This window comes from Pseudoalteromonas sp. SMS1 (genome assembly GCF_021530565.1).
GTDB lineage: Bacteria > Pseudomonadota > Gammaproteobacteria > Enterobacterales > Alteromonadaceae > Pseudoalteromonas.
Genome location: NZ_JAKGBI010000017.1, coordinates 50130 through 70541 on the forward strand (window position 1 = coordinate 50130; position 20412 = coordinate 70541).

Annotated in this window: 3 protein-coding genes; all 3 read left to right on the forward strand. The window is 49.8% G+C overall.

The window, feature by feature from the left end; translation table 11 throughout:
- Nucleotides 1–2 precede the first annotated feature (2 nt).
- The 3 genes from L1286_RS17475 (at nucleotide 3) to L1286_RS17485 (ending at nucleotide 20354) form a co-directional block, all read left to right on the forward strand.
- Complete coding sequence (locus tag L1286_RS17475; protein WP_235408325.1) at nucleotides 3–4376, forward strand: type I polyketide synthase; 4374 nt, start codon at nucleotides 3–5, stop codon at nucleotides 4374–4376.
- A 330-nt stretch (nucleotides 4377–4706) separates the two neighbouring features.
- The gene (locus tag L1286_RS17480) at nucleotides 4707–16871 is read left to right on the forward strand and encodes a non-ribosomal peptide synthetase (RefSeq protein ID WP_235408326.1); all 12165 of its coding nucleotides are present in this window, start codon (nucleotides 4707–4709) and stop codon (nucleotides 16869–16871) included.
- A gap of 312 nt (nucleotides 16872–17183) precedes the next feature.
- Nucleotides 17184–20354 carry a non-ribosomal peptide synthetase gene (locus tag L1286_RS17485; protein WP_235408327.1) on the forward strand — a complete coding sequence of 1057 codons (3171 nt, stop codon included), beginning with the start codon at nucleotides 17184–17186 and terminating at the stop codon, nucleotides 20352–20354.
- Nucleotides 20355–20412: the final 58 nt, after the last annotated feature.

The following is a 20412-nucleotide window of genomic DNA, read 5'->3' on the forward strand; positions in this document are numbered from 1 at the left end:
CAATGTCAGAAAACAAGTATAGCGAATTAGATATTGCCATTGTGGGCATGGCGGGCCGTTTCCCAGATGCCGACAACGTTGATGCGCTGTGGCAAAATGTACGAGACGGCAAGTGTGCCGTGCAAGATTTAACGGATGCAGAGTTGCGCGCTGCGGGTGTAAGCGAAGATGACTTGGCACACCCTGATTATGTAAAACGTGGTGTACCTTTTGCTGGTATGGCGCAGTTTGATGCAGCATTGTTTGGTTACACGCCAAAAGAAGCGGCGCAACTTGACCCACAGCAACGGGTCTTTTTGCAAACCTGTTGGCATGCGCTTGAGCATGCCGGTATTAAGACCCATGGCAGTAATTTTACTGGGGTGTTTGCAGGATGTGGCGTCCCCGCTTATCTATTACAAAATCTGCTGACAGATAGTCAGCAAGATATCACCAGTTTGCTGGCACTTACCAATGGTAACGATAAAGATTCATTGGCGACACGTGTCAGCTACGAGCTAGACTTAACAGGTCCTGCTGTCACGGTGCAAACGGCGTGTTCAACCTCGCTCGTGGCAGTGCATATGGCGTGTCGAGCTTTGCAGAACTACGAGTGTGACTCGGCGCTTGCCGGTGGCGTTTGGCTCAATCTGAACAATGAACAAGGCTACCATGCACCAGCGGGGGGGAGCTTGTCCCCTTCAGGTCAGTTAAGCGCATTTGGTGAGCAAGCCGATGGCATCTTGATTGGCAGTGGCAGCGCAGCAGTGGTACTCAAGCGCGTTGACGATGCCATTGAAGAGGGTGACCATATTCTTGCGGTGATCAAAGGCTCTGCCATCAACAACGATGGTAAAGAAAAAGTCGGGTATACTGCGCCGAGTGTGACAGGTCAGGCGGGCGCGATTGAAGCAGCCCTTGAGTTTGCTGACATTGACCCGCGCTCGGTGGGTTATATTGAAACACATGGCACGGGCACCACGCTGGGCGACCCTATTGAAATCGCGGCATTGAGCCGAGCATATGGAGAGTCCGACAACCAGCAAATTGCCCTTGGTTCAATTAAGGCCAACATTGGCCACTTGGACTCGGCAGCAGGGGTAACTGGGCTTATCAAAGCCGTTCAAGCCCTGCGCCATAAAACGTTACCCCCCAGTTTAAACGCCAGCCCGTTGAACAGCAAAATCGACTTTGCCAACAGTCCGTTTTACGTGAATACCGAACTTAAGCCTTGGCAAAGTGATTCGGTGCGCCGCGCAGCGGTCAGCTCATTAGGTATGGGTGGCACAAATGCCCATGTTATTTTAGAAGAGTACGTCGCGCCTGAGGTGGCGTTCAATCAGGCTGCGCCTTGGCACATTTTACCGCTGTCAGGCAATAGTCAATCCGCGTTGGAAGCACAGCGTCAGGCACTGTCAATTAAGGTCCAGCAATCACCAGAGCAGCTCCCTTTGATTGCTGCACAATTGCAACATAGCCGCACGGCGCAAGCCATTCGCCATGCGGTTGTGGTGGACAGTGCTGAGCAGGCACAGCAACTCCTTGTCCGCGATATCAGTGGTGACAAGGCAAGCAATCATAAGATTGGCTTGATGTTCTCAGGCCAAGGGTCGCAATACGTGACGATGGCACAACCGCTGTTAAAACACGTACCCGCATTTAAGGCGCATTTTGAGGCAGTGACGGCGTTATTCAACACAGAGTTACAGGATGAATTGCGTCGCGTGTTTACCCCAAATGACGATGAGCTATTGGCGGCTAACCAGTTGCTTGGTCAAACGCGAGTGACGCAACCTGCCCTGTTCGTGGTGGCCTATGCTATGGCTAAGTGTTACGAGAGTCACGGTGTTCACATCGAGGCAATGTTGGGACACAGTATTGGTGAATACGTGGCGGCTTGTTTGAGTGGGGTGATGAGTTTAGAGACGGCTGTTAAGCTGGTCACGGCACGTGGTGAGGTGCTACAAAACATGGCTCCGGGCGCCATGCTTTCAGTGATGAGTGACGCGCAAAGCCTGACACCCTATTTGAATGAACAGTTAGATATTGCGGCATGCAACAGTCCAAGCAACACGGTCGTTGCGGGCACTAAAGAAGCAATTAAAGCCCTGCAAGGCGAATTGAAAGCCGCTGATATCAGCGTGACGCGCTTGCATGTGTCTCATGCATTCCACAGCCACTTAACGGAACCGGTACTCAACGAATTTGCTGAGGTTGTTGCGCAAGTTCAGTTAAATACGCCTAGCACGCCTTTCGTTTCTAATCTCTCGGGGACTTGGATCACTGCTGAGCAAGCAACGTCAACGCAATATTGGCTGGATCATATCCGCCAAGCCGTTAATTTCGTCGATGGCGTGAACACGCTTGCGCAGCGTTGTGATGTGTTGGTCGAGGCAGGCCCTGGTGATACACTGCAAAAACTCGCCAAGCAATCTGTATCTGACACCGTGACCGTGCTTAATTCAATTGCGCACGCACGTGACCTCAAAGCGCCTATTCCCCCGTTTGTGAAGACCTTAGCAAAGCTTTGGCAGCTGGGTGTGCAAATCGAGTGGTCACAAGTGAGCGACGTTGCGCAGGGGGCTGAAATGGCATTCCCGGCATATCAATTTGATAAGACCGAGTTTTGGGTGGATGCCAAAACGGTTAAAGCTGCAAACACATGTGTTAGTGAAGATACTGGCCCTGAGTTACTTGAGCCTATTTGGCAACAACAGCCTAGCACCGTCTTGTCATCTATTGATTTACAGGGCCAAAGGGTGGTGTTGTTTGCTTCGGATGCAGCGCTAACAACACAGTTAAGCGCAGCGCTGACGGCAAAAGGCGCGACGGTTATCCAAGTTTGGCAAGGCGATGTATTCTCTGTCCTTGCACAAAACCAGTATCGGTTAGATTGCCAAGATGCGAGCCAATTAAGCATGCTTCACGAGCAAGTCGATGGCTTTACGCGCATTGTTGATTGTCGTCTATTGGGTGAGCACGCCTGTGGCTATCAATTATTGCTACCACTGTCGAAGTGGCTGCTAGGACAAGGTCAAATTCATTGGACTGTGGTGGCGAGTGAGTTGTTTAGTGTCCTCGGTGATGAGGCCGTCTCTGCCGACAAAGCCACAGCCCTTGGTATTACGCGTGTTGTCGCTATGGAGCAAACGACAATTCACTGCCAGTTGCGTGAAGTATCACATACCCATCGCGACAGCAGCCAATTGCAATTTGCCAATCAGTTAGTAGCTGACATGGCAAATGATGTGCAAGAAATCGCCTATCGTGGTCGCCAACGTTTTGTACTGACGCAGCAAGCTTTACCAGCAATAGCGGCGCAGGAAAACGCAGCATCGTCATCCGCTGTGACCTTTATTACGGGTGGTTTGGGTGGCGTTGGTTTAGTCCTTGCGAAGCTTTTGGCTGCCCAAGGTCATGCCTTGGTGCTACAAACCCGCAGCGCGCTGCCAGCAAGCGAGCAATGGGCTGCACTGATTGCGGACGAGGCCAGTGATGCTAAGTTGGTGGGCCAATTAACCGCATTGCAAGCGTTGCAAGATGCAGGTGCGCGTATCGCGGTGGTGCAGGCAGATGTGTTAGACATTGCGAGCTTAAATGTGGCCATTAGTCACGCAGAACAATCATTGGGACGAATTACCCAAGTGATCCATGCGGCGGGTCTGCCGGGTGGGGGAATGTTGGCGCAGGTTAGCGCAGAGCAGGCGGCACACAGTATGGCTGCGAAAACCCAAGGTACTGATAATCTCTTGGCTGCATTTAAATCTCATCAACTTGAGCGCATGATCCTATGTTCGTCATTGGCTTCGGTACTGGGTGCTCTGGGTCAAAGTGACTACTGTGCGGCAAACAGTTATTTAGATGCGGTGGCCATGCAGCCACAGCCTTTCTTGGTACAGTCGGTTAACTGGGATGCATGGGCAAACATTGGTATGGCTGCGGGGCACAGTGTGGGTGAAGAGTTTGGTATTGATGAAGCCGCTGCATGTACTTTACTTGCGGGGATTGGTCAGTCTCAAGCACCGCAGTTGTACGCTGCGAGCTTGCCTTGGCAAGCGCGTGCGGACAAAGTGGCAGAGCTAACCGAGCGCCTGATGCAGGCCAAAGCACCAGCACCAAAAGGCCATAAGCGACCCGATCTAGATACGGAGTTTGAAGCACCAGAAAGCGAACTCGAGTTGCAGTTGGCTGCAATTTGGAGTGAATTCTTGGGCTTTGACGAAATCGGTATTTTCGATAACTTGTTTGAGCTTGGTGGTGACTCACTGATAGCAATTCAAATGCTGGCAAAAGTGAAGCAGCAGTTCGCAGTTGAAGTTGAACCGGCAACCTTCTTTGAAGATCCGAATCTAGATAACCTGACCTTCCTAATTGAAGAGCAGTTACTGAGCGAGTAACGTCGCGCTACCTATCCTATCATTGAATTTTTTGGAGGCCATCGCGGCCTCCTGCTTTATTTTTTTCATTTCCCAACGTCTAGCTGGCATCAAGGGCAAATTTACCAACACATCAAAATAATAAATGATGTACAAAACTCAGTCATAAAACTCATTTAAGTGAATTAAAACAGTGTCTTACATCCTTGTGAGCGGCGTGGTTTTGTGTCTGCCAGTAGGTAAAGAGTGCTAAACAATTGCGATGTGGTGAAACGGAGAAATGTTGAACTCCATTTCACTCAATCAACCAGATTAGCAGTGCATAATAATCGAGATCCAGGTGGAATCAGCATGAGCGAGCAAAAGCGCAGAAGAAGACGCGAGCGCGGTGGCGCATTAACTGAAGAACAACAGCTAAAACTTAAAGCCAAATTGGCTGACAGCCAGGCAAAAGCGCAACAAAATCAGTTGGCAGTGCGTCAAGATAGAACGGCCAAAGTGCCTTTAACGCCCGCCCAGCAACGTCTGTGGACTGCGTGGCAATTGGACCCACAAGACAGCGTCTATAACTTGGCGGGCACGTTGACGTTTCAGGGGCAATTGAATAAGGCGTGGGTGCGAGCTGGTTTTGCACACTTGGTTGCAAAACACGGGATCTTGAATAGTCGTTTCAGTGAGGAAGCAGGCACCACCGTGCAGCAATTGCAAAACGACAATGCATTTACCTTTATCGATATACCAACGCAAAGCGATGTAGCGCAGCAGGCGTTCGAGATTGCAGACAAACCCTTTGATTTAACGGCTGAGCCTTTGTTACGCGTTGCCTTATTAGAAGCACAAGGCGAGTGTACCTTGCTGGTGGTGATGCATCATATCGTCACTGATGGCACGTCGATGCAGCAGTTATTTAATGAATTTATCCAAGCGTATGCGCTGCTGCAATCTCAGCAAGATTTGCCTGCAATTGAATCTAAAGCTGACTATTTAGATTATGCATTGTGGTTAGTCAAGCAAGACCATTCAGAGTTACTCGCCAAGCAATTAATGGGCTGGCAAGGCGCACTTGGGGATGATTTTGAACCACTGCGCTTGCCTGCGAATAGTTTAGCGAGACAAGGAGGGAACTACCCCATTAGTACGCAGTCCTTGACTTTGCCAAACGTATTGTGGCAACAAGTGCAAGAACTGACCAAACAGCATCAAGTGACGCCATATTTAGTGCTACTGAGCGCCTTTCAGTATCTATTACACCGCTATAGTGACCAAAACGATGTCAAAGTAGGGGTCCCAATTGCCAATCGCCACCATGCACAAACCCATGGTCTCATCGGCTTTTTTATTAATACCCAAGTGGTGCGATTAGAGGTTGCGCCAGAGGACTGTTTTGCCTCACTGTTGGAAAAAGCCAAAGCGTTTTCACAATTTGCACAGGCTAATCAAGATTTGCCGTTTGAGCATCTTTTGGATGCCATTAAACCTGAGCGTAGCACTGGTAGTCACCCGCTTTTTCAGGTCATGTTTAACTACTTGAAACGTGACAAAGGTGCCATGGATGCCTTGCAAGGCGTATCACTCAAAGATACCCAAGCGCTGCGCTTTTCGATGCCGTTTGATTTGCAATTAGATGTGATTGAAGAAGTCACGGGGGACACCACACTACATCTATATTTCGCCAATACACTTTACAGCGAAGCCTTTGCCAAACACTGTTTAGATGAACTTGCGGCCTTATTGTCTGCGGTGGCTAACCACCCTCAGTCGCCGTTGCAATACTTAGATTGGTATCCGCAGCAACGTCAACAGTGCCTAGAAGCATTTTCTAAAGGCGCGGAGGCATATCCATGGCAGCGATCTATTGCCGACATCATCAGTGCACAAGCTAAGCAAACACCGCAGCACAGTGCCCTGATATTCGCCGGAGAGCACCTGAGTTATGGAGAGTTTGAACAGCGCACCAATCAGTTGGCAAACTGGCTGATTGCTCAAGGCGTTGGCGCTGAAGACCAAATAGGCGTGTATTTCGATCGCAGTTTTGAGATGGTGATAGCGTTGATTGGGGTGATGAAAAGTGGCGCGGCGTATGTGCCCCTTGACCCGCATTTACCAGCCGATCGGGTTGAGTATATTGCACAAAATAGCACCTTCAAACTGGTGTTGGGGAATCGCGAAAACAGTGCGTTTTCGGTACCTTACTATGTGTGGTCGACACTTGAAACGGCGTTGGCTGAGCAAAATGATGGTTACCCAAATGTGACTATCTTGCCCGCGCAGGCGGCGTATGTGATTTACACATCGGGTTCAACGGGTAAACCCAAAGGGGTGGTCAATAATCACCATGCTCTTTATAACCGCATTAGCTGGCAGGACCAAGCTTACCCAATTGATGCAACAGATCGTGTCTTGCAAAAAACGCCATATGGGTTTGATGTGTCTGTTTGGGAGTTTTTCTGGCCATTGATGCGTGGTGCAACTCTGGTTGTGGCTGAGCCAGAGATCCACAAAGAGCCGCGTGATTTGGCCGCACTTATTCAGGCACAGCAGGTGACCTTGCTACACTTTGTACCTTCGATGTTACAGGCCTTTATCAGTGAACCGCTGGCGCAGCAATGTGACAGTATTAAACACATTATTTGTAGTGGTGAAGCGCTGCCTGCGGCCCTGCAAGCAGACACTTTGAAGTTGCTGCCAGCACTTGAAATCCACAATTTATATGGGCCGACAGAAGCGGCCATCGACGTCAGCTATTACGAATGTGATGGTCGCACCGATAAGGCAGTCCCTATCGGTAAACCGCTAGCGGGTTGTGAGTTGTGGGTGCTTGATCAACAGTTAAATCTCAGCCCGATTGGTGCCGTGGGTGAGTTATATATTGGTGGAATTGGCCTTGCGCGTGGTTATGCTAATCGCCCAGATCTGAGTGCTGAGCGTTTTGTGGCAAACCCATTTGCCAATGACGGTAGTCGCTTGTATCGCAGTGGAGATTTGGTGCGCTGGAGTGAATTGGGTGAGCTCGAATATTTAGGGCGAACCGACCATCAAGTTAAGATCCGAGGTTTACGCATTGAGTTGGGTGAAATCGAAACCCAGTTATTTGCCCAGCCGGGCGTAAAAGAAGCGGTGGTTGTGGCCATCTCTGGGCCCAATGGTGGCGCGCGTCTAGCCGCCTATGTGAGTGGCGAATCATTAGATGAAAGCCTGTTACATCAAGGGCTCAGTGATGCGCTGCCGGATTACATGGTACCGAGTTCGATTCGGGTACTGGATGCTTTACCGCTGAGCAGTAACGGTAAAGTGGATCGCAAAGCGCTACCTGAACCTAGTCTGCCAAATCAAACAACCTATCAAGCACCACAAGGTGAGCGCGAAGAGTTGCTGTGTCAAGCTTGGCAGCAGGTCCTTGGTCACAGCCAAATCGGTCGTGACGACAACTTTTTTGCCCTAGGCGGCGATTCCATTTTGAGCTTACAAATTGTGGCTGCAATGCGCCAGCATGGGTTTGCACTGAGTGCGAAGCAGGTGTTTGAAGCGCCAACCATTGCGCAATTGGCAAGTGAGCTGAGTGAATTAAGTGACGCGGATAAGATCCCGCAGAGTGTGCGTGGCGAAGTGCCCCTACTACCCATTCAGCATACATATTTTGCAAGGCAGCCCAAACACGTTAATCACTGGAACCAGGCGATCCGCTTAACACCACCAGCAAGCATAGGGTTAGCAGCGCTAACAGAGAGCGTGCAAGCGCTGATTGAGCACCATGACGCCTTGCGGCTGCAATATCAGCAGCAAGGCGAATGGCTACAATCTTATCGCGACTATGACGAAGCGGATTACCGTGAAGTGGTGTGGTATCAGTCGACCACCGAGCAAGCGTTTGATAGCTACTGTTTGCAATTGGCGGAGCAAGCACAAGCGAGTTTAAACATCATGCGTGGTGATTCATTGCGCGTTGTCTATGTTCATAGTGAAACCCGTCAGCAGTTGCTGTTAATTGCCCATCATTTGGTCATTGACGGGGTATCTTGGCGTATTTTGGTGGATGACTTATTGCAGGGGATTGCGCAGTCAGCAGCTGGTAAAGCAGTGGCATTTGCAGCAAAGAGCCACAGTTATCAATACTGGGCACAACAATTACAAACTTACCCCAGCGCCCACGAGGACGAATTTGCAATTTGGCAATCACAGCATAGCGATGCGCTAGATTTACCGAATTTTGTTGCCGATGGTGAGGACACCATGGACCGTGCACAAACGCTCAATATCTCACTCAGTGAGTCACAGACACACTCCCTATTAACGCAGGCGCAACGTCCTTATCGCACACACATTGATGAGCTTCTATTGGCGGGGTTAAGTGTGGCCTTGAAGCAATGGACGGGTGCTGATGACGCGCAGGTATTCCTCGAAGGACATGGTCGTGAGCCGTGGCAGTCACAACTAGATTTAAGTCGCACGTTAGGCTGGTTTACGTCTCTGTACCCCGTCAAATTGGTTAGTTTTACGGACATTGCAGAGACCATTATTGATACCAAAGAGCGTTTGCGTGCACTGCCGAATAAGGGCATCGGTTACGGTGCTTTTAAATATTTTGGCAACGAGACACAAAAGCAGGCGCTTTGTAGCACGCGCAAACCACAAATAGAGTTTAATTATTTAGGTCAGCTCGATGCCAATGGCAATGCGCAATTGGCGCAATGGCAAATGAGCACCGATGGTGTTGGCCGCAGTATTGCCCCTGAAAACCCACTCAGTGCAGACATTACCATCAATGGTGGCATTCAAAATGGTCAGCTGCAATTGGCTGTGACATACAGCAGCGCATGCTTGCTACAGGCTGATATGGCCGAGTTTGGCCAATTGCTTGAACGGGCGTTTGGTGACGTCATCGCACATTGCCTCGAAGCCCAGTTTCGCTTAACACCTGCCGATGTGCCACTGCTGGCCTTGTCTCAAGCAGAGCTGGATGCATTGCCTATCTCACAGCAGGACGTTACCAGTATTTATCCTCTTTCACCCATGCAGCAGGGTATGATGTTCCACACCATGGTGGAGCACAGTGCCGCGTATCTCAATCAGCTGAGATTGGATATTAGTGGTCTTGATGTGGCGCGCTTTAAAGCGGCTTGGCAACTGGTTGTTGATCGTCATGAGGCATTGCGCAGTGGCTTTATGTCGGCGGCAAAGCAGCCTCTTCAGTATGTGGTAGAAGGCCACCAGATTGTGTTTACAGAACTAGATTGGCAAAGTGAACCTGCACAATCGACACATACCCTTGCCAAGTCACTGCTTGATACAGGGTTTGCAGTTACAGAGCAAGTGGGACTGATGTCTTTCACCTTAGTTCAACAAGCGACAGCGCAGCATCACTTTATTTGGACCTATCACCATATGCTGTTAGATGGTTGGAGTAGCACGGCGGTGTTGGCTGAAGTCATGGCCGCTTACCAAGCGCAAACATTACCAGCACCTGGGGGTCAGTTTAAAGATTACTTAGCGTATTTGGCGAACCAAGATGACGCCGCGGGAAACAGTTACTGGCAAAGTCGCCTTGAACGACTGGGTGATGCCTCTTATTTAACGCAGTTGCAAGTACGTGAACGCTTGGACGAGTCGCAGGGCTACGCGCAGCATACGTTGCAATTAAGCGAGCAACAAGCTGCGCAATTACAACGCTTTGCACAACAACAACAGCTCACGGTGAATACCGTTTTACAAGGCGCTTGGTCGCTGTTATTAGGGCGTATGCTGAACAAGTCAGCGGTTTGCTTTGGCGCGACGACATCAGGCCGCCCTGCTGACTTGGTTGGTAGTGATCGCACAGTGGGTCTATTTATCAATACCTTGCCAGTGATCAGCACGCTAGACGATGAACTGACAGTGGGGCAATGGCTCAAAGCTCGCCAGCAAGACAGTATGGCAAGCCGAGAGTTTGAACACACGCCTTTGTATCAAATACAAAAACTAGCTGAAGGGCAGGTGGAGTTCAATCAGCAAGGCTTGTTTGACAGTTTACTGATTTTCGAAAACTACCCAATCTCGGAGACTTTGGGTGACTCAGAATTAGGCGGCGCGCGCTTTAACTTAGTTGAAAACCGTGAAGAAACCAATTACCCGCTGACCGTGTTTGTCGAGACAGCACAAGGGCTAACCATTAACTTTGCTTATCAGAGCTGGCAGCTTAGTGCTGAGTTGGTGGCGCAATGTGCCAACAACTTAGCGTTTTTACTCGAGACAGTGCAAACGCAAGTAGATCAACCGCTTGGCCAGATCCAGTTGTTAGATAAACAGGCGCAAGCTGTACTTAACCAGTTGGGTCAGGGGCACAGCGAGGCGCTGCCTGACTTTGATGCATTGGCCCTATTTGAAGCGCAAGCACAGCAATCACCACACGTGATAGCGGTGCGCAACGAGCAAGGCGAATCACTTAACTATGAAGAACTGAACCGCCGCGCGAATCAATTGGCGCAGGTGCTCATTCAAGCGGGGGTAGATATCGAAATGCCCGTCGCCGTAAGTATGACCCGCGGCCTTGATATGATTGTGGCGATGCTTGCCATAGGCAAGGCGGGCGGCGTGTATGTTCCAATTGCGTTGGAGTTGCCAGAAGCACGTCGCGATTATATTTTTGAACACAGCGGTGCAACGCTTGTTTTGACCAATACGACTGCAACGTTTGGCAATTCAGTCACGTGTTTAAATGTCTCACAAATCGCACTAGATAATTATTCAGACAGCACGCCAGTCAAAGCACGTCATCACGCACAACTGGTGTATACCCTGTACACCTCTGGCTCTACCGGATTACCCAAAGGCGTGGCGATAAGCCATGGTAACCTACTCAATTTCTTGTTGGGCATGCAGCACCAATTGGGGTTACCTGAGGCGGTCAATGCACTGGCACTGACTTCCTTGTCGTTTGATATTTCCGGACTAGAAATTTACTTGCCGCTGATAAGCGGTGGTGCCGTGACCGTGGCAAATGATGCCACGACACTCACGCCTGAATTATTAGCACAGCAAGACCTACTGCAAGCGACTCCTGCGGGGTGGCGCAGCCTGTTGGCGCTTAATTTACTGACCGACGTGGTTGGCAAATTGGCATTGTGTGGCGGCGAAGCACTGCCTGCGGAACTTGTGGCTGATTTAACCGCAACGGGTGTTGAACTTTGGAACATGTATGGGCCAACCGAAACAACCATTTGGTCGAGTTGTTATCGGGTTACGCAACCGCCAGTACACCTTGGCGCTGCAACGTTAAATACCCAGTTGTACGTGCTCGATAACCAGCTAAACCTATGCCCACACGGTGTCGCTGGGGAACTTTACATTGCAGGCGCGGGCTTGGCTCGTGGTTATTTAGCGCGACCTGAACTCAGCGCCGAGCGCTTTGTGGCCAACCCGTTTGCAACGGATGGTAGCCGTTTATATCGCACCGGAGATCTCGTGCGTTGGAATGAACACGGTCAGCTTGAGTATTTAGGTCGTACCGACCATCAGGTGAAGATCCGTGGTTACCGTATCGAGCTCGGTGACATTGAAGCGCAACTATATCGCTGTGATGGTGTCGTTGAAGCCGTGGTGGTGGATGACAATAGCACTGGCAGCACACAATTGGTTGGCTATGTGTCGGGCGCAGCGCTAAATGGTGAGGAACTAAAAAACCACATTGCGCAGTGGCTACCAGATTACATGGTACCAGCACTGGTTATCGCACTGGACGATATGCCACATAACAGCAATGGCAAGATTGACCGCAAAGCGCTGCCAAAACCGCAGTGGCAAGCTGACCAAGCATTTGAAGCGCCACAAACCGAGACGGAGTTACGCCTTGCAGCCATTTGGCAGTCTGTATTAGGTGCAGAAAAAGTTGGCCGTGGTGATAATTTCTTCGCCCTTGGGGGAGATTCAATCAAGGCATTGAGTGTTGCCAGTCAAAGTCAGAGCAATGGGTTAAACTTTGCAATTGCGCAGCTATTTAGCACTGAAGATCTCGCGCAATTGGCTTCACTGATTGATGGCAACAGCGCAACCAATCGCGTAGCGCTGGTACGCAATGCTGACACTTACACTGGGTTATCGTTTGCCGAACAACGTCAGTGGTTCTTATGGAAGCTCTCGCCACAGAGCAGTGCATATCACATTAAGGGCGCGTTGATGTTGGATGGAGAGCTCAACACCCACGCATTGCAGCAGGCATTGGATTACGTCAAAAACAGTCATTATGCGCTGCGCACTGTGTATGTGGAAGACCGAGATGCGCAGGTATCTCAGTATATTGCCACTGAAAGTGCGTGTATTTATCAAGAGTTTGATGCATCCGAGGGCGCAGAGAGTCGCACGTGGCGAGCAAACTTTGTCGCTCAGTCGTTTGTATTGACTGAGGGCAACCTGTTTAGAGTCGGGCTTATCAAGCACAGTGACACGCGCCATGAGCTGGTGGTCGTCATGCACCATATTATCTCCGATGCGTGGTCACTACAGATCATTATCAATGATTTTGCCAAGGCATATGGTCAAGCACAGGCGGGCGCATTGCGCTTATCCGACACCACAAAAATACGTTACAGCGATTACGCTCAGTGGCAGCGCGCATGGTTGAATGATGAGGTGAAAGCTCAGCAGTTGGCTTATTGGCATAGTGTCATTGGGGACGATTTATCCGCACTGCGCCTGCCCAGTGATTTAAATTCTGAGCAAAGTACTTACCAAGCCATAACGGAGCAAGTGGAGCTTGATTCGCAATTAAAAGCAGCCTTAGTGGACTTTGCTAAAGCGAATAATACGAGCTTATTTAATGTCTTGATGGCTGCGCTCAAGGTGTTACTGCATCGCTACAGTGGTCAGTCTACGATCCGCGTTGGGATGCCAATCGCCAATCGCCATACCGCAGGCACTGAATCTTTAGTGGGCTTCTTTGTTAATACCCAAGTGATCACCACACAAATAAGCGGTGATACGTTATTGAGTGAAGTGCTAGCACAGGTCAAAACCCATATGTTAGGCGCACAAGCGCACCAAGATTTACCCTTTGAGCAGCTGTTAGACAGTCTTGATCTAGACCGAGATCTCGCACAACCGCTATTTCAAGTGATGATTAACCACCAACGTGTGGACGGCGATGCCCTGCTTACATTACCCAATCTGGATGTGAGCCCTGTGACCATTGATGGCAGCGAAGCGCAGTTTGAACTCGTACTGAACTGTTATGAAGACAGCCATGGCCTGACGAATATTGAATTTGAATTTGCCAAAGAACGCTTCAGTAAAGCGCGTCGTGTAGAGCTGGCAAGCGCGCTTAGCACTCTACTGACCGCTTTAGTGAGCGCACACGCGCAGCGCGTTGCAGACTTGCAATTACTTCCTGATGCAACGCAAGCGCAATTACATGTGCTTGGTCAAGGTCAAACGCATCCAGCAGCTTCTTTAGTGACAGCGCAACTGGGCGAAATTGCGCTGCAGTATCCGCATCATATCGCGTTGAAATTTGCGGATACTGAGCTCAATTACCAGCAATTGACAGCGCAGAGTAATCGTTTGGCACATTATCTTTGTGCACAGCAACACAAAGTAGTTGCTGTACGCTTCGAGCGTGGCACAGACATGGTCGTTGCTGCGCTGGCGGTACTAAAATCAGGTGCGACCTATGTGCCGGTTGATCCGAGCCTACCCATCGAACGTCAGCAGTATATTGTCCAACAAAGTGGCGCAAGTCTGGTGCTCAGTGATGATACGAGTACCCAGCTGCAAGGTACTCAGGTTCAGCGTTTGGAAGACGACTTAGTGGTTGACTATCCTGCTACTTCAATAAAGCAAGTGATTCAACCTCAGCAGTTGGCGTATATGATCTTTACTTCCGGTTCGACGGGGCGACCAAAAGGGGTGGGGGTGTCTCATCAAGCCTTGACAGATCATTGCTACGCGATGCAGCAGACCTACCAGTATCAGCATCATGATCATGCATTATTATTTGCTTCGATGGGCTTTGATGCCGCGCTAGAGCAGTTACTTATGCCGCTTCTGAGTGGTGCGCAACTGAGCGTGGTGGATCCCAAGGCACTCAGTCCCGATGCGCTGGTTGAATACGCCGCCACTGCGGGCGTAACGGTTGTGGACCTGCCGCCTGCGTATTTACGTCATGTATCAACATTAAGGTCGGTGCGATTGTGTATCGTAGGCGGCGAAGGCTGGCACCAAGGGGACTTTAAGTTAGCACAGCAAAGCTTACCTCAAGCACAGTTTGTCAATGCCTATGGTCCAACCGAAGCGGTCGTAACCCCAACGTTGTGGATAGGTGATGCACAGTCACAAGTGGCAGGTCGCTACGTCCCGATCGGGTTGCCTGTGGGTAACCGCCAAGTTTACGTGTTGGACGAGGCTCTTAACCTGCTACCAAAAGGGGCAACCGGTGAGCTGTATATTGGTGGCAGTTGTCTTGCTGAGGGCTACGTTGGCCAGCCAGAATTAACGGCCGAGCGCTTTGTGGCTAACCCATTTGGTGACCAAGGCGGGCGTTTGTATCGCACGGGTGATTTGGTGCGTTGGAACGAAGATGACCAACTAGAATATCTTGGTCGTGTGGATGATCAGATCAAAATACGTGGTCATCGTATTGAGTTGGGTGAAATCGAAGCGCAGCTCAGCGCACTCGCGGGTGTACAGCAAGCCATTGTCGCGGTTCAAAACGTCAAGGCCCAGTCTGTTTTAGTGGCGTATGCGGTCACTGAACTCACCGCGCATGACGTGCAGGCGCAACTGCGTGAAACCTTGCCCGAGTACATGATACCGCAAGCCATTGAAATCATGGCACAGCTGCCACTTAACCAAAATGGTAAGGTGGACCGTAAACGCTTGCCTGAGGTGGACTTGGCGGATAACGCCAGCGACTATGTTGCGCCACAAGGCGAACTCGAGCTGCAAATTGCGCACGTTTGGCAGTCGTTATTGCAGGTTGAACAGGTGGGACGTCACGACAACTTCTTTGCCCTTGGGGGAGATTCGATAACGGCACTGCGCTTGGTACCACGTATCAATGAACTCGGCGAGTACGGTATCGCAGTGAAAGACATCTTCAGTGCGCAAGACCTAGCAGCGCTTGCTCAGTGTGTCTCTGTGTCTTCGCAGAGGGTTGAACGATTGGCATTGACACATGTTGAGCGTACTGCGCTTATGCCAGTATCTCCTGCGCAACAAAGCTTGTGGCTGACGGATCGACTCAGTACCAGCGAAGCCGATAAAGCGGCTTATAATATTGCGGGGGCCGTTGAATTGACGGGCGAGTTGAATGTGGTTGCCCTTGAGCAAGCATTCAATGCGTTACTTAAGCGTCATGAGGTTTTACGCTCACGGTTTGTGGATGTAGAAGGTGAGCCGCGTGTTGAAGTGCTTGATAACGCAACCCTTAAGTTGACTGTTGAGCAAGTAGATAATGTGCTGCTGGCGCAGCACTTACGAAACGAGTTCGAGCAACAGCACTTTGATTTAAGTACCGCACCACTCATGCGCGCTAAGGTTTTGCAGTTGGGTCAGCAACATTATCAATTGTTGGTGAGCATGCATCATATCATCAGTGATGGTTGGTCGATTGCCAATCTGGTTCAAGAGCTGGGGGTATTCTATGCTGAGCAGTTGGGAGACAGCAGTTTAGTCGCTCAGCTTAGGCCTTTGGCAGTTCAGTATGCTGATTATGCAAGTTGGCAAACTGCACGTTTGGCATCGCCAGAAGGTGAACAAAACCAGACGTTTTGGCAACAGCAGTTACAAGCCGCTCCGCCGGTGAGTGTTTTACCCCTGCACTTACCGCGTCCAGACAAACCGAGCAGTCAAGGTGAGCAGGTGGTGTTTGATATCGCACCACAGCTCACAGCGCAATTACACGCGTTGAGCGAAGCACATAACTTGTCGTTATTTGCCTTATTAAAGGCCAGTTATATGGCGTTTTTAAGCCAGCAAACGGGGCAGCAAGACCTAGTGGTCGGCACGGATTTGGCAGGGCGTGAAGAGGCTGCTTTGGAACCGCTAATTGGTTTCTTTATTAAGGTGTTACCTGTGCGTATTACGCTACAAGCCGACGAGAGCTTTATTAGCCTCGCACAACAGGTGCAGCAGCAGCTGTTGGCGGTTCAAGACCATCAACTGCTGACGCTGGAGAGCATTGCGCAAGTGGCAGATGCTCCGCGTCAAAACGGGGTATCGCCGATTTTCCAACAGTTATTCGTAATGCAAAATACGCCGCAACCGCGTTGGCCTGTTGCAGGCGTTGAAATCAACGAATTGCCGAGCGAGGGCGTTACCAGTAAATTCGACTCGGCCATCTTTATTGAACCAACAGCGCAAGGTTTGAGTGGCAATATGGTGTTTAAGCGTGCGCTCTATGTGAAAGATAAAATGCAAGCGATGATCACCGAGTGGCTGAATTTGTTAGCAACTTTAGCGTCTCAGCCTGAACAAGCACTGCCAAAACCGAAACGCAGTGGCGGCATGAAAAAACGTAAAATGGCAAAATTTGGTAAATTGAAAAAATAGTAATTCGACCATTACCGTCTACCCAAAAGCCAAGTCGCGTTATTGCACTTGGCTTTTGTTATTTAACCAGTCTTGATTTTGATCAACAAAATACGGCTCAGTTATGGCGTTCACAGAAACTTATGGGTTTTCCTTAAAAAAACTAAGGCTTTGCTCGTCATTAAGACACATCCCTAGGTTGTGGGCAAAATAGCCTCATTTAATGCATTTTAGGACGCCCTATGCGTTCATGTTATTGGCACCAAACCTTGAGGGGCATGCACATTATTGGTTTTTCATAATGGGCTATTTGGATGCAATCACGTGTGCCAAATGGCTCTAAATTTACTGCAAGAGACATTTGGCATGATCCAAGAATATATCGATGCGTATCCGCAGGGCCTTGGCCTGAGTGTTCAACAAAAACAACATGTATCAAAACAAGATGATGCCGCCGTTGCCGTGCACAGTGTTTTGGTGCCAATCGAACCCAGCCTAACAGTGGCTGAGCTGACGCAGCGTGCTGAGGTCATTGCGCAGCAACAGCTCATATTGCAGTTTGCATTCACACAAGTAGAAGGCTTCAGAAGTACGCGTCAGGTGCCAAGTGCACAACATAGCCTAACCTGTGAAGCGGTTACGAGCCAAGCTGACTTAGTGGCAACAGAGCAAGCTAAGCTGCTCCCTATTACATTGGATACGGCACATGGACAAAACATTCAACTCAGCCATTTTGTTTGTCAGCAGCAGGCGTATTTATTGATCCATGCCAATGCATTAGCGTTAGATATTGCCAGTGTTTATGACTATATTGGTCAATTGCTCAATGGTGTGGAAGACGACGTTGAAGCCATTCAATATCCGGACTTTTTAGCTTGGCTTGAAGAGATCAATGAAGCACCAGAAGCGGCCCAAGGGGCGGCGTATTGGCAGCAATTCAGCGCAAAATTACAGCCTTTAGATAACCACTTTCAATTGCCTTATCACAAGGCGCCTGCCGCCACTGATTTGCGCACGCAGCAAAGCTGTGCGGTGCCACTGAGCGATTCAATTCTGCAAAGTATCGATGGTTTGGCGGAGCAACTTGAACTAGACAGTGAAGTGATTTTACATGCGATGTGGTGGTTATTACTCGCGCGTATTAGTAAAAGTGCGGGCTATAGCGCTGCACTTGGTTACGACCCGAGACAAATGAGTGAAGAACTGGAAGGGGCGCTTGGCGTTTACCAGTTACATTTACCGATTGCCATTGAAGTGGATCCTACCCAATCATTGACTGCATGGCTGAGTCAGTTTGCGTTTCAATGCGAACAACACCTTGAATGGGCCGAAGCCTATCAGGGCATGGAAAAGTACGAATTAAACTGGTCGCCGAGCTGCATTATGCAGGTGTGGCACGGCGAGTCGTATGGCCAATTATTACGCTTGGACGATAGCAGCGAATTACACTTAACGTGTGTACTACAAGACACAGGCGCACAACTGGCGCTACGCTATGATAGCCAAGCCTACAGTGACGCAGCGGCACAAACCTTGTTAGCGCAATATCAGCAATTATTGCAGCAACTAGGTAGTCAACTAAATACGCCAGTGGGTGAATTACAGCTTGCCACAGAGCAGGAGCAACAGCGTCACTTAGGGTTAAACCGTGCCGCCACGGAAGTGCCGCTACTGTTTGATAAAATTGCACACTTTGCTGCGACTCAGCCAACACAACTTGCCCTAACAGACGGCCAACAAAGCTTAGACTATGCCACTTTGGATGCACGTTTATTGCGTATTGCTAATGTTTTGCAAGCGCAGGGCGTTGCCAGCAATGATATTGTCACGGTTGCGCTGCCGCGCAGCTTCGAGCAAGTATTGGTGATTCTAGCGATCCAACGCCTTGGTGCTGCTTATTGTCCAGTGGACCCTGTATGGCCAGACTCGCGCCAACAGCAAATTATTGCAGCCGCTGGTGCAGCCCGCCACATTGCAGCACAAAGTGATGAGCACAGCATAGGTTTAGTTGAGTTGTTGGCTGCAGCAGAACAACTCACTGTCGCGGACTCAATTGCGCTGCCTAACGCGCAACAAGTGGCGTATGTTCTATTCACATCGGGCTCTACGGGCACGCCAAAGGGCGTAGTGATTGAACACGCTCAGTTGGCACACTACTGCTTTGGCTCGAGTGAAGCAATGAATCTTGGCCAGCAGCGTTATGGTTTGACCTCAACGGTTGCGGCTGACATTGGTAATACATGCCTATTTAATGCTTTTTACAATGGCGGTAGTTTAGTGGTTGCCCCTGAACAGGCCGTGCTGGAAGGTCAGGCTTTTGCCCAATACGTCAGTGCGCAGCAAGTGGACGTGGTTAAGATTGTGCCTTCTCACTTACAAGCGCTGTTGGAGAGTGAGCCAAAAGTTCTACCAAACAAGCTGATCCTTGGTGGTGAAGCCAGTGCCCCGACATTACTTCAAAAGATCCATCGCTTGAGCCCAACGTCGGAAGTATTTAACCACTATGGACCGACGGAAGCGACGGTCGGTGTGTTGTCTCATCAGTACCATGATTTATCAAGCTTTGCCGGCACCGTGGCAAAGTTAAGCCAAGTATTTGCAGGCTCGTCAATCTATATTCTTAATGAGCGCGGTGCGCTGTGTGCGGTTGGTGAGCAAGGCGAATTGCACATTGCGGGTACGCAACTGGCACGTGGTTACTTAGGTAAAGGGCAAAGTGAAGGCTTCATCAGTGATAGCCAATGGGCCCCCAGATTATATCCAACGGGTGATGTCGCACGTTATATGCCTGATGGCACCATCAGTTTGTCAGGCCGAAAAGATGACCAAGTACAAATTCGCGGCTTTAGGGTTGAGCCCAATGAAGTTGCTGCAAGTGTAAGCCGTACGCTTGAGTCAGTAGGATGTTATGTCATGGCGCAAAATCTTGGTGGCCAAACCGCATTAGTGGCTTATTTAACTGGGTTTGAATATCAAGGTAATCAGGTATCTGGCCTACTAGATGGTGACGTGAATCAATACTTGCAAACGCACCTGCGCGACCATTTACCTGAAGCCATGGTGCCGCAATTTTTCATCGCGCTAACGCAACTGCCACTGTTGGCCAATGGCAAAGTTGATCGTACTCAGTTACCTAAAGCAAATGAGCTGCAAAACGTGGCATACGTGGCGCCAAGTTCACAGCTAGAAAAATGGTTAGCAGACTCGCTGGCCGATATTTTAGAAGTTGAAAAAGTCAGCTGTGATATTAGCTTCTTCGACCTAGGCGGCCACTCTCTAGCTGCCATCAAATGGGTAACACGGATTAAAAAGCAACTGTTAATGGATGTTGACCCAGGCATTATTTTTGATAACGCCACCATCGTGAAGTTAGCGGCCGCATTGAGTGTTAAGCACCCTGATGCGCAAAAGCTAGAAAAAATCGCCATGACCCAATTAAAGCTGGCTACGCTCTCGCCAGAGCAGCGCGAAGCACTACAACAAAAGTTGGGTTTAAGCAGCTAATCGCTTAATCAAATCAATCTTTACATTAGGGAGTCTGTGACTCCCTTTTCCCTTTTTT